This is a genomic window from Desulfofundulus thermobenzoicus (assembly GCF_009428905.1).
Classification (GTDB): domain Bacteria; phylum Bacillota; class Desulfotomaculia; order Desulfotomaculales; family Desulfovirgulaceae; genus Desulfofundulus_A; species Desulfofundulus_A thermobenzoicus.
On the sequence record NZ_WHYR01000016.1, the window covers coordinates 1 to 13,674 of the forward strand.

Genomic DNA, 13,674 nt, shown 5'->3' on the forward strand with positions numbered 1-13,674 from the left:
CCACTTTTTTGTGCAGCACCACACCCACCGCCGGGTCAATGGCATCTTCCTTGGTACGCCGGCCGGCACCCAGCAGCATGGCCGCCCGGCCGATGCCTTCGGCCTGGATGGCCGTAACGTAACCTTCCTGCCCTGCCCTGACCGGCTCCTGCTCCCGGGCGGCCGGTAAAAGGGCCGGGTTTTCCACCACCCGCGGGTCCCCTCCCTGGGCACGGATCATTTCCCGGAATTTGGCCAGGGCCTGCCCCCGGTCCAGCAGATCCGCCAGCTTTTCCCTGCCCTGTTCTACCCCGTCCACCGCTCCGGCCAGGACCAGCATATGGCTGCCCAGCACCAGGCATAACTCCCGCAGATCCGCCGGCCCCTTCCCGGCCAGGGTTTCCACGGCCTCCCGCACCTCCAGGGCATTGCCCACGGCAAGACCCAGGGGCTGGTCCATATCGCTGATCACCGCCACCGTCCGAAGACCAACCTGATGGCCGATGGCCACCATGGTCCGGGCCAGGGCAAGGGCATCCTCCACGGAACGCATAAAGGCGCCGCTGCCCGCCTTCACGTCCAGCACGACGGCACCGGCACCGGCGGCGATCTTCTTGCTCATCACACTGGAGGCAATCAGGGGAATGCTGTCCACCGTGGCCGTGGCATCCCGCAGGGCGTAGAGTTTTTTATCCGCCGGCACCAGGTTTCCCGTCTGGGTAACCACTGCCAGGCCATTTTCCCGGATCTGGCGGATAAAGTCCTCCGGGGAAAGGTTGACCTTAAACCCGGGAATGGCCTCCAGCTTATCCGCCGTCCCCCCGGTGTGGCCCAGCCCCCGGCCGGACATCTTGGCCACGGGAACGCCGGCGGCGGCCACCAGGGGGGCCAGCACCAGGGTGGTTTTATCCCCCACCCCGCCGGTGCTGTGTTTATCCACCTTGGGGCCGGGAATGGCGGAGAGATCCATCCGGTCCCCCGAGCCGGCCATGGCCAGGGTGAGGTCCGCCGTCTCCCGGGCCGTCAGCCCCTGAAAAAATACGGCCATCAACAGAGCCGCCGCCTGGCAGTCGGGGATCCGGCCGGCCGTGTAGCCCTGCACGAAAAAGTTTATTTCCTCCGTGGCCAGCTCATGTCCCCGGCGCTTTTTTAAAATTATATCGTACATGCGCATATTTGCCCACACACCTCTCCGGCAAAACTTTTTCCCCGGGGATAGGAAAGGCCGAAGAGTTCGGCCACGGTGGCGGCCACGTCGCTGAAGGTCCGGCGGGTGCCCAGGTCCCACCCCGCCTTCACCTTCCGCCCGTAAACTAAAAGGGGCACGTACTCCCGGCTGTGGTCCGTGCTGCCGGTGGTGGGATCGCAACCGTGGTCGGCAGTGATGATCAGTACCTCGTCGTCCCGCAGGGCAGCCAGTATTTCGGGCAGGCGCCGGTCAAAGTCTTCCAGGGCGCCGGCATAACCCCGGGGATTGTTGCGGTGGCCGTAGAGCATGTCAAAATCCACCAGGTTGGTAAAAATCAACCCCCGGTCGTCCCGCCGCATAAAAGTGAGGGTTTTATCCACCCCGTCCATGTTGTTTTCCGTATGCAATGCCTCAGTAATACCCCGCCCGGCAAAGATATCCTCAATTTTGCCCACCGCCAGGACGGCCAGGCCCTTTTCCTGCAGCAAATCCAGGACGGTGGGGGCCGGCGGGGGCAGGGAAAAGTCCCGGCGGTTGGCGGTGCGCTGAAAACTGCCCGGCTGCCCCACAAAGGGCCGGGCAATTACCCGCCCCACCGCATGTTCACCGGTGAGCAGTGCCCGGGCAATGCGGCACATGCGGTACAGCTCCTCCAGGGGGATTACTTCCTCGTGGGCGGCAATTTGGAAGACGCTGTCGGCCGAGGTGTAGACAATGGGGCGGCCGGTACGCATATGTTCGGCCCCCAGTTCTTCAATGATGGCCGTGCCAGAAGCGGGCTTGTTGCCCAGCACGGGCCGGCCAATTCGCTCCTCAAAGGGCTTGATTATTTCCGGTGGAAACCCGTGGGGGTAAACGGGAAAAGGGCGCTCCAGCAGCAACCCGGCGATCTCCCAGTGACCGGTGGTGGTATCCTTGCCGGCGGAGGCTTCAGCCATGCGCCCGTAGGCAGCCTTTGGCTTTCCCGCCGGAGGCACCCCTTCTATGGCCAGTATATTGCCCAGCCCCAATGCCCCCAGGTGGGGCAGGCGGAGTCCCCCCACATAGCGGGCGATGTGGGCCAGGGTGTTGCTGCCCTCATCCCCGTACCGGGCCGCATCGGGCAGGGCGCCGATACCCACGCTGTCCAGGACAATAAGGGTAATCCGGCTGATCTTTGTGTCCAACCGGCCTCAACTCCTTTAAAAAAGTCGTCAGTCGTCAGTGCAAATACTGCCATGGAATTGTTCCTGAAAAAGGCCTGTCCCTTTTTGTCAGTTGCTTTTTTTTATGTCCGCCGCCCGGGGGTGGGTATGGTCGTATATTTCCCGTAACCGGGCACGGGTCAGGTGGGTATAGATCTGGGTGGTGGCGATATCGGCATGGCCGAGCAATTCCTGTACCGACCGCAGGTCGGCACCGTTTTCCAGCAAATGGGTGGCAAAGGAGTGACGCAGGGTATGGGGGGTAATCACTTTGTTAATCCTGCCCTGGCGGGCGTATTTCTTGATAATTTTCCAGAAACCCTGCCGGGTGAGCCGCTGACCCTGCTGGTTGACAAACAGGGCGGCGGTATTTTTCCCTTTCACCAGTGTGCCCCTGGAACGCAACAGGTATTCCGAAACGTAGTGGCAGGCCACGGACCCCAGGGGAATAATGCGTTCCCTGGCCCCTTTGCCGAAGCAACGGACGAACCCGTGTTCCAGATTGACGTGGGCCAGGTCCAGCGAAACCAGTTCACTAACCCGGATCCCGGTGGCGTATAGCAGTTCCAGCATGGCCTTATCCCTTAAGCCCGCCGCCGTGGAGATCCGGGGTTGGGAGAGGAGACTCTCCACCTCCCGGGTGCTCAGTACCCGGGGCAGGCGCTGGGGGGGGCGGGGTGACTCCAGATTGGCCGTAGCGTCCATATGCACAAGCCCTTCAGCCAGCAAAAACCGGTAAAAGGATTTTAGTGCCGCCAGATGCCGGGAAATGGTGGCCGGCGAACGACCGCTCTTTTTTAACTGCAGGAGGTAGGCCATTACCACGCCCCGGCCTCCCGCACCCATGGGGTCCAGTTCCTTTTCCCGGCAGAAAGCCCGGAACTGGTTCAAATCGCCCTGGTATGATGCCAGGGTATTTTCGGCCAGACCCTTTTCCACCGCCAGGTAATGAATAAAATGGTTGATCAGACCCTCCAAGGCACATCGCCCCCGTGTTTGCTCTTACCCCAATATTCCACGGGCAGCCGTTTCAATCCTTCCGGGTGGCATAATTTTCCTGATTGTGCCCTGCAAAAATTAAGGGGGCTCTTCATCAAAAGCCCCTGTGGTGCCATTTTTACATTTTTACATTATAACTGCGCAAATACAGGTGATAACTGCCCGGCCACTCCCGGTAATGCACATATTCCCAGGTCGCAACGTTCCCGGATGCAGAGGTGGTGGGAACGGGCGTATGCAGCAGGGCCAGGACAAAAAGAACCACCAGAACCAGTACGGCCAGGATACCTAAAGATATTTTCCTGTCCACGACCATCCCTTCCCCTGAACTTTTAACTTTATAGACGGAATTTATGGGGAAAAGGTTCCCTGTCACCGGTTAAAATTTTGTTAAAAACCAAGAAACAGGGGAATATGTCGTAGGGCGGGCCCGGGGTTCGAACCTGCCGATAACCCCCAGGCAGCCCCAGGGACGAGTATGGAACCGGCCCCATTGCCCGCGGCGGGGCGCACCTTACGCGAAAATTAAGGGGCGAATGGGGACAAACACCCTCCTTAAAGCGGTTTGGTTTAAAACACGAACCTAAATTTTGATCAATTCGTACTCCCGGGTACCCAATCCAATTTCTTCCCCGTAAGCCAGCTGGCGTTCCCAGGTGGCCTGGGGCCAGAGGGCGCGGAATTTATCCTGAACGTCCTGTCCTTCCAGGCGGCTGCCGGGCAGAATTTTTTCCTGGTTTACCAGGTCGGCGCAGGCCTGGTCCAGGGCCACCGGATCCAGGGAAGCCAGAATACCTATGTCCCTTACCACCGGAGCATCGGTCCAGCCGGCACAATCGCATTCCGGGGAGACATTGGTAACAAAGTTGATGAACCCCGCCTTGCCCTTTTTGTTCTGCAAAACCCCGGCGGCAAACTCCACTATTTTTTCCTGGATGACATCCGGTTCCGTTTTCCAGTTGATTCCTATGGCCTGTTCGGGACAGGTAACCGTACACTCACCGCAGCCGATACATTTTTGTTCATCAATGGAAGCCTTCCTGGTTTCCCGGGAGATGGAAATGGCTTCGCCGGGACACCAGCGTGTACACCGGGCGCATCCCGCGCATTTTTCCTCCTTGACCCTGGGCAGCACGTCTGAATGCATCATCTGCTTGCCGCTGCGGGAACCCGAACCCATGCCGATGTTTTTCAGTGTACCGCCAAAGCCGGTCAATTCATGACCCTTAAAATGGCTTACGGCAATGAGCGCGTCGGCGTGGACCAGGGCACTGCCGATCTTCACCTCATGGAAGTGCTTTAAATTTACCGGCACGTTGATATAGTCCTTGCCCGTCAGACCATCGGCAATAATCAGGGGAGCGTTGACCACCGCATAGGCAAAACCGTTTTCAACGGCTGTTTTCAGGTGATCCACGGCGTTGGCCCGGCTGCCCACATACAGGGTGTTGGCATCGGTGAGAAAGGGGTTTCCCCCCAGTTCTTTAACCCTGTCCACCAGGCGCCGGATAAACTGGGGCCGGATATATCCGGTATTGCCCCGCTCACCGAAATGCACTTTAAAAGCCACCAGATCCCGGGCCGCAATTATGTCCTTTATCCCGGCCGCCTCAAAGAGCTTTTCCACCTTGTCCAGTAAATTTTGCTTATGACTGGCCCTCATATCGGCAAAGAAAACTTTCGCCGCCAAGTAGTCATCCCTCCAGAAGATTGGCATTGGTAGTCGGCCACCGCCCTTTCAATCTCCGGGGAATGGCCAATAACTACAATTCTAGCAAAAATTCAATTTTCCTGTCTGCCGGGCGGCCACCCGGTGAATTATTCGTAATGATGTACGCCCGCATCCTTTCCCCGGTAATATTCCCGTAAAAAATGCAGCAGGCGATCCATAACATTTCCCCCATTTATTACCGGTCCGGTGGCCGGATGATAAAAGGAGCGCCTATTCCCATCCTCCACAGGCATGGGACCGGGAGTGGACGGTCGGGGGCGAACCGGTGAGGGACTACCCCTCACCAGGCCATAAAGGTGCCCGCAGAGCACGGCCAGAATGGCCAGGATCACCAGCATGCGCAGGCAGAACATTACCCTGCGCTTTAAACGGGAAATAATAATCACCGGCATTTCAGACCCTTCCCTCCCGTGTGCGTCAGGAACTTACATTGGGACTGCCGTGCTTCGTTAACGGGGAATAATCATTCCGGCCAGTATACGGGTCAACCAGGGAGACAGGTAAATCTCCACCAGCCCGGCCCCCAGGGCCACAGCCACTACGGCTACCATGATCCCGGTATACCGTACCAGGGAACCCCATATTTTCCCGCCCATTCCGGACCGTCTGGGGAAAAGTAAAAGGGCGAAGGTAAGGGCGGCCACCGCCCCCACAAACAGGGCCGGTAGAAAAAGCAGGTTCTGGGGCATGATGGCCACGGCGGCCAGGAACAACCCCTGGAGTGCCAGATCGCGGCTTAAAAAAGCCACGGTAAAGCCCAGGGCAAACCCCCTTAAAAAAACCAGCACCAGGACGACCGGAATGCCAATAACCGTGAGCCCCGCCAGATAGAGGGCGGTCATAAAATATAGTTTGTCGTACATGACCTGGCGGGCCAGTTGCCCGGTATCCACCTGCCCCCCGCCCGCCTCTTTCAAGAAGGCGCTCAGGTAATCGTGGAGGGAGGCCATGCCACCCGGGGGAAGGAAATCAATATTCAGGGCACCACAAACCAGCCCCAGGCTGAAAACGGCCAGCACCAGCAGGTAAAGCAGCCAGCCGGCCCGCAGGGTTTTGATCCAGTACCGGCGCAAGAGACCCCCCCTCCTTCCCGGCAGACCTGTCCATGCTCATTTATATGGGAAAAAAGGGGAGGGTATGAACGAAATAATGCTACTCCATGGCCACCCGGATTATTTCCAGCAGGTAGCGGGCGCTGGTCACCAGATCCGCCACCCGGATGAATTCGTCGCAGGTGTGCACTTTGCTCATGCCTATACCCAGATTGACGCAGGTAATCCCCCGGTGGTTAAAAATATTGGCATCACTGCCGCCACCGGTCCGGATCAGCCGCGGCGTAAGGCCCAGGTTTTCGGCCGCCCGCACGGCAAACCTCACGGCCGGATGGTCCGGGGAGAGCTTGAATTCGTGGTACAGGGTTTCAGTAACCACATCCACCTGCGCCCCGAACCGGGCGGCGGTATCTTTTAAAAGGGAGACCATGGCGGCAGTCCGGGCACGGCACTTGGCCCCGTTCAGACTCCGGGTTTCGCCGTCCAGCCGGCAGGAATCGGGCACAATATTGATGGCTTTGCCTCCGGAAATAAACCCTATGTTGGCCGTAGTTTCTTCATCCAGCCGTCCCAGGGACATGGCTGCAATGGCATGGGAGGCCACCTGGATGGCGTTGATGCCCTCTTCGGGGTTAATACCCGCGTGGGCGGCCCGGCCCCGGATCAGAGCCGCTATTTTATCCTGGGTGGGCGCCTGGACCACCATTGTTCCTGGAGCCCCGTCGCAATCCAGCACATAACCCATGGACGAGCGCAAAAGACGGCAGTCCAATTCCCTGGCCCCCAGCAACCCGATTTCTTCTCCCGTGGTGAAAACCACTTCCAGCCCGGGATGCTCCAGGTTGTTCTCCTGGATTACCCTGATTGCCTCAAGAATAATGGCAATACCTGCCTTATCGTCCCCACCCAGGATGGTATCGCCGGAGGAACGGACAATGCCGTTTTCCACCACAGGCCGCACCCCCTGTCCCGGCTCCACCGTATCCATGTGGGCGCACAGGAAAAGGTAATTATCGCACCCCCGGGGAGGAAGGGTGGCCAGCAAATTGCCGGTTTTACCGTTCTTGTCACAGCCCCTTTCCCGGACAGCCAATCCCAGTTCCCGCAAACGTTCCATCAGCAGGGCGGCCAGCCTTTCTTCCTGTCCGCTGACACTGTCCACCTGTACCAGTTCCAAAAATTCGGTCAGGATCCTGGCTTGATTGATCATTTATCATTCCCCCGGTAAAAAAGTGGAGTGCCGGGGCAGGGTAGCTTTCCGCCCCGGACAGGGTCGAAATCCAACTGTTCCCGCCGGCCTGAGGGAAACCACCGGAAAACCGGCTTAAAAGGTAGTATTTTTTATACGGCCCGGGCAGCTTCCACTCCCCGGACCAGCCGGGCACCGGTCTCCAGCGCCTGGCAGTTGACGGGAAGCAGGTTATGGCGGCGGGGCGGCAGGACTTTGCGCAGGGATTCCACCACCGCTTCCAGGGACACCACGTCCGTCAGGGCCAGCAGGGCACCCAGAATAATATTATTGGCCACCTTGCCGTTGCCCAACTCCTCGGCCAGGTCATTGGCCGGAATATAATACACCTGAACATCCCTGCGCTGCACCTTTAGATCGATCAGCGAGCTGTTGACCAGGATTAATCCCCCGGGCACCACCGCCGGTTCAAATTTTTCCAGGGAGGGGCGGTTCATTACAATCAGCGTGGTCGGTTCACTGACCACGGGCGAGCTGATGGGCCGGTCGGAGATGGTTACTCCGCAGTTGGCCGTTCCACCCCGCATCTCCGGTCCATAGGAGGGAATCCAGGCCACGTATTTTCCTTCCAGCATGCCGGCATAGGCCAGCAGCTGCCCGGTGGACAGTACGCCCTGGCCGCCGAAACCGGCGATAAGAATCCCTTGAAACATTTAACCCACCTCCGCCGGAACTTTGAATTCACCCAGGGGATAATAGGGAATCATGTTTTCACCCAGCCACTGGAGCGCCTGCACCGGTGGCAGGCCCCAGTTGGTGGGACAGGCCGAAAGGACCTCCACCATGGAAAAGCCCAGGCCGGCCATCTGTACCTGGAAGGCCCGCTTAATGGCCTTTTTCGCCCTGACCACGTTGGCCGGGTTGTGCACCGAAACCCGGGCCACATAGGCCGTGCCGTCCAGGACGCTGAGCATTTCCGGCATTTTCACCGGAAAACCGTTGATATCCTTATCCCGCCCGCCGGGTGTGGTGGTGGTTTTCTGCCCCAGCAGGGTGGTGGGGGCCATCTGCCCGCCGGTCATGGCATAGATGGCGTTGTTGATGAAGATGACGGTGAATTTCTCCCCCCGGGCCGCCGCGTGGACGATTTCACCGGTACCGATGGCCGCCAGGTCGCCGTCCCCCTGGTAGGTAAACACCACCCGGTCGGGCAGGACCCTTTTCACCCCGGTGGCCACCGCCGGCGCCCGGCCGTGGGAAGCCTGGTACATATCGCAGTCGAAATAATTATAGGCAAAAACGGAGCATCCCACCGGAGCCACGCCGATGGTCCGGTCGAAGATGTCCAGTTCGTCGATTGCCTCGGCCACCAGCCGGTGTACAATGCCGTGGGTGCAGCCGGGGCAGTAATGGGTGGGTATGTCCTTTAAAGCCGCCGGCCGGGTAAATACTTTCTGCATCATTTTTCTTCACCCCCGGCCATAATTTTTTTCACTTCCCGGTACACATCGGCGGCCACCGGAAGCATTCCCCCGCAGCGGCCGTAAAAATAGACCGGGCGGCGGCCGTTTACCGCCAACCGCACATCTTCCACCATCTGTCCCATGCTCATCTCCACGCACAGGAAGGCGGCCGCATGCTCCACCACCGGAGTAAAGGCCCGCACCGGGAAGGGCCAGAGGGTAATGGGCCGGATGAGACCCACCGCCAGCCCATCCTGCCGCGCCCGGTCCACCACCGCCTTGCAGATCCGGGCGGCCGTACCGAAGGCCACCAGAACCAGCCTGGCCCCTTCCAGCCGGTAGTCCTCCCAGCGCTGTTCCTTCTCGCTGATCAGGTTGTATTTGGCGGCCAGTTTGATATTATGCTTTTCCAGATCCTCGGGAACGATATACAATGAATTGATCAGCTTCTTTTCCCCGCCCATACGCCCGGTGGCCGCCCAGGGCCGGGGAGGTATGGGTACATCCTCCTCTTCATCGGCCAGTTCCACCGGTTCCATCATCTGGCCCAGGATGCCGTCCCCCGCCACCATGACCGGGTTGCGGTAACGGTCGGCCAGGTCAAAGGCGTCCCGCATCAGGTCCAGGATCTCCTGCACCGAAGAAGGGGCCAGGACAATAAGCCGGTAATCACCGTGGCCGCCTCCCCGGGTGGCCTGGAAATAGTCCGACTGGGCCGGGGCGATGTTACCCAGACCCGGGCCGCCCCGCATCATATTCACAATGACACAGGGCAGTTCGGCGCCGGCCAGGTAGGAGATACCCTCCTGCATCAGGCTGATGCCCGGGCCCGAAGACGAAGTCATCACCCGGGCACCCGCGCCGGCCGCCCCGTAGACCATGTTGATGGCCGCCGTCTCGCTTTCCGACTGCAGATAAAGGCCGCCCACCTCGGGCATCCTTTTGGCCAGGTAATGGGGCAGTTCACTCTGGGGTGTGATGGGGTAACCAAAAAAATAACGGCAGCCGGCCCGCACGGCCCCCTCACCAATGGCTTCGTTCCCTTTCATCAAAATCTTAGCCAACCTGCACCACCTCCCTTTCCACCTCTATAACCAGATCCGGGCACATTTTAGCGCAGGTGGCACAGCCGGTGCATTTTTCCGGTTCGGTGACGGTGGCCGGGTGAAAGCCCATGCCGTTGATATGGCTGGCCATAGCAATAATTCCCCTGGGGCAAAAATGCCGGCATAATTCGCAACCCTTGCACCGTTCCTCTCTAAATGTTACGCGCGCCACAACCAAATATCTCCCTCCCATGTTCCCTGCGTCCGGTAAAAACCGGGATGTCTTCTTTCCGCCGCGCCGGTTCCTGCTGGCGCCGCCCCTTTCACAGAAACAAGGGCGGTGTTTCGCCCTTGTTTCCATGATAAACGGCCCGGCAACCCCCTTTCCTTTGCTACAGGGCTTCCGGCCGGGACGACTGCATATACAGGTCCAGGGGCAACAGGGCTACGTCCCGGGGCAAATCCCGCCGGCCGGCGCCTACCAGTTCCCGGCGCACACCCAGCAGCACCACCGGGAGCCCCAGCTTCCGGGCGGCTTCCTGCACCACCCGGTGCCCGGCCAGAACCACATCCATGTCAGTGGCCGGTCCCAGGTTGGTATTACTTACCAGTCCGGTAACCCGCATCCGGCAGGCTCTTTCAATTCCGGCCAGGACTTCAAGGATGCTCTTCTCATTCCTGGTAAAGGGGCGACAGGCATTTACCACCAGCCACAGGTGATAACCGGCCTGCTCCAGCTGGGGTTTGAAACGGCCCAGGACGGTGGCTCCCACATCATCGCCACCCACGTCAAAAACGCCGTACCGGGTGTGGTCCTCCAGCACACCCCGGATAACGGGCGGCAGGGCCGGCAGATCCGCCCGCTCCCATTCACCCCGGGGGCAGATTACCGTCAATCCCAGGCCTTCAAGTCTTTCCCTTACCAGCCGGGTGCGGAAATAGGGGTTCACCACATCCAGGTCCACCAGGGATGTGGGTAAATCCTGCGCTGCCAGTTTCAGGGCGAAGTTTATAGCCAGTTCGGTTTTCCCGCTACCCAGATGGCCCGCAAAAATGGTTATCCGGCGTAGCGCCTCCCTCATCCGCACCACTCCTTCCGGAATCCCTTTACTGCCGGACTATTATTGCCTATTCGACAAAAATACCGGATTTCCTATCCAGTTTGTGAAAAAAGAGCGGCATCCTGACTCTGCAGGATAGGAAACAACGGACAACCGGCATGAAAAAAGACGGACTGCCAGGAACCAGATCTCATTTTGCCCGGCATTTCACGCAGCACAAAAAGTAGTCTGTCCTTTTTTTGCGTCAGCTTACTTTGGCTTCTATCCGCAGCTTGTCGGCCACCATGGCGATGAATTCGGAATTGGTAGGCTTGCCCCGCTCGAGATTAATGGTATAGCCGAAGAATTTGGTCATCATCTCCACATTGCCCCGGTCCCAGGCCAGTTCGATGGCGTGACGGATGGCCCTTTCCACCCGGCTGGGGGTCGTCTGGTATTTATGGGCAATCATCGGGTACAGCTCCTTGGTTACCGCCCCCAGCAGGTTCACCTCGTTGATTACCGCCAGAATGGCGTCCCGCAGATAATGGTAACCCTTGATATGCGCCGGTACACCCATCTCGTGAATGATATTGGTTACCGCCACATCCATATTCCGCGGCCGGACGGGGGAAATATACTGGGAAACATTAACCCCGTCGGCCAGCTGGCGGATGCGGGTGGTGAGAACGGCAAAGTCGAAGGGTTTTAGAATGTAGTAATCGGCACCCAGTTCCACCGCCCGCTGGGTAACGCTCTCCTGACCGAAGGCCGTCAGCATAATCACCTTCGGCCGGTGGGGAATGGTACCCAGCCTTTCCAGCACTCCGATGCCGTCCAAATGGGGCATGATAATATCCAGAACCACTACATCCGGATTTTGCTCTTTTATTTGTTCAAAGGCTTCCAATCCATTATATGCTGTACCACAAATCTCAATATCTTCTTGCTGTTTGATAAACTCCTTCAGCAACTCGCAAAACTCCCGATTATCGTCGGCAATCAACACCTTAACCGGTTTTTTCATATTCAATTCCCGCCTCCTAATTTTTTTAAATAAAAATTTTTCTATTGAGGTATTTAAATCCAATTGATTCGACGGCTAAAAAAAAACTCCTGCTGCCAGGAGTAAAATAATTTATAATTTACCATATCTGTTTCTATTTGACATGAAACTCATCATCCGAACAAATATCCCGGTCCTAGTCGAAAATACTTAGATTTATGCTGCTCCCATTTCTTCAACAGTCCCACCCGTCACCGGTACCAACCCGGCCTCCAGGAGCATCCACTCGGCCAGTACACCGTAACCCCGGGTGGGATCATTAATGAATACGTGGGTTACCGCACCGACAAATTTTCCCTCCTGGATAATGGGACTGCCGCTCATCCCCTGGATTATACCACCGGTTTTTTTCAGCAGTGCGGGATCGGTCACTTTAATGACCATTCCCTTTCCTTCCCTCCTATTATGGGGCATAACCTGCACTATCTCTACGGCAAAGCGTTCAACGCGATTTCCCTTCAGCACGGTCAGCATTTCCGCCGGCCCCTCTTTTACCTGGTAGGCCATGGCCACGGGCACCGGCTCCCGGTAATGGGGGTTGGACAGGGGCTTTTTCAGGGAACCAATGATACCACATGAGGAATTTTTGGTGATGTCCCCCATGACACCGTTACCGTTAAAAAGACCGATTTTTTCCCCGGGCTGACCCCGCCGACCGGGATGAATCCCCTGGATCTGAGCTTCCACAATCCGCCCGTCGGCCAGATCGATGCGCCGGGATGTTTCCATATCGCAGATAACATGACCCAGCGCGCCATATTTATTGCTGCGGGGATCGTAATAGGTGAGGGTGCCCACACCCGCCGCACTGTCCCGGATAAAAAGGCCGATGCGGTATCGCCGGGTCTGGGAGCAATAGACGGGCTTCACCCTGGCGGAAAAAATCCGCTGGCCCCGCTTAAGATCCAGGAGCACCGGCCGCCCCGCTTCCCCGGAACGGATCACTTCCGTACGTACCTGCTGGTTGCTTTCGGCCTGGCGGCCGTTAATTTTTAAAATAATATCCCCGCTGTTTATCCCGGCCTCCAGGGCGGGATTATGACGCTGGCCCTGGGGATCGACTATGGCCGAGTAGCCGACCACCATCACTCCCTGGGCGTGGAGCAATATACCGATGGAATGGCCCCCCGGAATCACCCGTACACCCGGAACCACGTTGACCACCAGATGATTCAGCGGAATCAGGCCCAGTAGTTTTACCTGCATGTACACCCGGCCGGGAGACAGGGCCAGGGGAATCACGGTACGGGAGCTGAGTACCTTTTCGGCGGCGTTACCGTCGGTCACTGAAACTTGCAATATTTTTCCCGGCAATCCCCCGGGCAAAAGGGGATCTCCTACGGCCACATTTTGTTCCTTTGCCCAGCAAAGGGGGTTGCATACGGCCTTGACCATCAGGAGAACCAGAGTGGTGATCAGTAAAAAAGCTGCGGGAAAGTATCTTCTTCTTTTCAGAATCCATCGCCTCCCCTCCGTAAGAAAGCTGGCAGTGAAAAATGGCAACCATAAAAACCATCAAAATCGGTAATAATAGCGTGCATTCTTAAGATAGCCAGAGATATTGTCTGTTATTCTGACTAAATATACCGTGAGTTGCCATATTGGCTGTTTTTCTGCCTTTAAGGGCGTTTGTTACTTTTGGGCAAAAAAAAAAGCCCTGATAGGGACTTTATGGAAAAATTTACATTCGACTTTTAAGGCAAATCAGCTTTTTAAAACAATGGCAACATACGGT

15 protein-coding genes are annotated in these 13,674 nt (G+C 57.7%); all 15 read right to left on the bottom strand.

The window, feature by feature from the left end; all coding sequences use genetic code 11:
• A partial coding sequence (locus tag GFC01_RS07380; protein WP_152945997.1) for a pyrimidine-nucleoside phosphorylase occupies window positions 1-1,153 on the bottom strand: 1,153 nt, incomplete at its 3' end.
• Window positions 1,135-2,334: a phosphopentomutase gene (locus tag GFC01_RS07385; protein WP_152945998.1), complete on the bottom strand. Its 1,200-nt coding sequence runs from the start codon at window positions 2,332-2,334 to the stop codon at window positions 1,135-1,137. The genes GFC01_RS07380 and GFC01_RS07385, both read right to left, overlap by 19 nt.
• Window positions 2,335-2,421: 87 nt before the next feature.
• On the bottom strand, window positions 2,422-3,330 hold the full coding sequence (gene xerD, locus GFC01_RS07390; protein WP_152945999.1) for a site-specific tyrosine recombinase XerD: 909 nt from the start codon (window positions 3,328-3,330) through the stop codon (window positions 2,422-2,424).
• Between the two features lie 139 nt (window positions 3,331-3,469).
• The gene (locus tag GFC01_RS07395; RefSeq protein WP_152946000.1) at window positions 3,470-3,661 is read right to left on the bottom strand and encodes a hypothetical protein; all 192 of its coding nucleotides are present in this window, start codon (window positions 3,659-3,661) and stop codon (window positions 3,470-3,472) included.
• A 273-nt stretch (window positions 3,662-3,934) separates the two neighbouring features.
• Window positions 3,935-5,041, bottom strand: coding sequence for a DUF362 domain-containing protein (locus tag GFC01_RS07400; protein ID WP_152946001.1), 1,107 nt, complete (start codon window positions 5,039-5,041; stop codon window positions 3,935-3,937).
• A 128-nt stretch (window positions 5,042-5,169) separates the two neighbouring features.
• Window positions 5,170-5,475, bottom strand: coding sequence for a hypothetical protein (locus GFC01_RS07405; protein WP_152946002.1), 306 nt, complete (start codon window positions 5,473-5,475; stop codon window positions 5,170-5,172).
• Window positions 5,476-5,532: 57 nt separating this feature from the next.
• Window positions 5,533-6,156: a stage II sporulation protein M gene (gene spoIIM / locus GFC01_RS07410; protein ID WP_194174860.1), complete on the bottom strand. Its 624-nt coding sequence runs from the start codon at window positions 6,154-6,156 to the stop codon at window positions 5,533-5,535.
• Window positions 6,157-6,235: 79 nt separating this feature from the next.
• Entirely contained in the window at window positions 6,236-7,345 is a 1,110-nt protein-coding gene (locus GFC01_RS07415; protein ID WP_152946004.1) for a M20/M25/M40 family metallo-hydrolase, read from the bottom strand.
• A gap of 131 nt (window positions 7,346-7,476) precedes the next feature.
• The gene (locus GFC01_RS07420; protein WP_152946005.1) at window positions 7,477-8,037 is read right to left on the bottom strand and encodes a 2-oxoacid:acceptor oxidoreductase family protein; all 561 of its coding nucleotides are present in this window, start codon (window positions 8,035-8,037) and stop codon (window positions 7,477-7,479) included.
• On the bottom strand, window positions 8,038-8,784 hold the full coding sequence (locus GFC01_RS07425) for a thiamine pyrophosphate-dependent enzyme (protein ID WP_207707590.1): 747 nt from the start codon (window positions 8,782-8,784) through the stop codon (window positions 8,038-8,040).
• Window positions 8,784-9,851, bottom strand: coding sequence for a 3-methyl-2-oxobutanoate dehydrogenase subunit VorB (locus GFC01_RS07430; protein ID WP_152946007.1), 1,068 nt, complete (start codon window positions 9,849-9,851; stop codon window positions 8,784-8,786). Before GFC01_RS07430 ends, GFC01_RS07425 begins: the two co-directional genes overlap by 1 nt.
• Window positions 9,844-10,065, bottom strand: coding sequence for a 4Fe-4S binding protein (locus tag GFC01_RS07435; RefSeq protein WP_341473828.1), 222 nt, complete (start codon window positions 10,063-10,065; stop codon window positions 9,844-9,846). Before GFC01_RS07435 ends, GFC01_RS07430 begins: the two co-directional genes overlap by 8 nt.
• A gap of 160 nt (window positions 10,066-10,225) precedes the next feature.
• Window positions 10,226-10,915, bottom strand: coding sequence for a P-loop NTPase family protein (locus tag GFC01_RS07440; RefSeq protein ID WP_152946009.1), 690 nt, complete (start codon window positions 10,913-10,915; stop codon window positions 10,226-10,228).
• 223 nt (window positions 10,916-11,138) lie between these two features.
• Window positions 11,139-11,900, bottom strand: a complete 762-nt coding sequence (gene spo0A / locus GFC01_RS07445; protein WP_152946061.1) for a sporulation transcription factor Spo0A — start codon at window positions 11,898-11,900, stop codon at window positions 11,139-11,141.
• A gap of 195 nt (window positions 11,901-12,095) precedes the next feature.
• Window positions 12,096-13,442 (bottom strand): SpoIVB peptidase, encoded by a 1,347-nt coding sequence (spoIVB, locus tag GFC01_RS07450; RefSeq protein ID WP_243137331.1) that lies wholly within the window; start codon window positions 13,440-13,442, stop codon window positions 12,096-12,098.
• Window positions 13,443-13,674: the final 232 nt, after the last annotated feature.

Coding starts and splice junctions, on each gene's coding strand:
- GFC01_RS07440 (WP_152946009.1), bottom strand. CDS start 10,915: ATGAGGGAGGCGCTACGCCGGATAACCATTTTTGCGGGCCATCTGGGT.
- GFC01_RS07405 (WP_152946002.1), bottom strand. CDS start 5,475: ATGCCGGTGATTATTATTTCCCGTTTAAAGCGCAGGGTAATGTTCTGC.
- spo0A (WP_152946061.1), bottom strand. CDS start 11,900: ATGAAAAAACCGGTTAAGGTGTTGATTGCCGACGATAATCGGGAGTTT.
- GFC01_RS07425 (WP_207707590.1), bottom strand. CDS start 8,784: ATGCAGAAAGTATTTACCCGGCCGGCGGCTTTAAAGGACATACCCACC.
- GFC01_RS07415 (WP_152946004.1), bottom strand. CDS start 7,345: ATGATCAATCAAGCCAGGATCCTGACCGAATTTTTGGAACTGGTACAG.
- GFC01_RS07420 (WP_152946005.1), bottom strand. CDS start 8,037: ATGTTTCAAGGGATTCTTATCGCCGGTTTCGGCGGCCAGGGCGTACTG.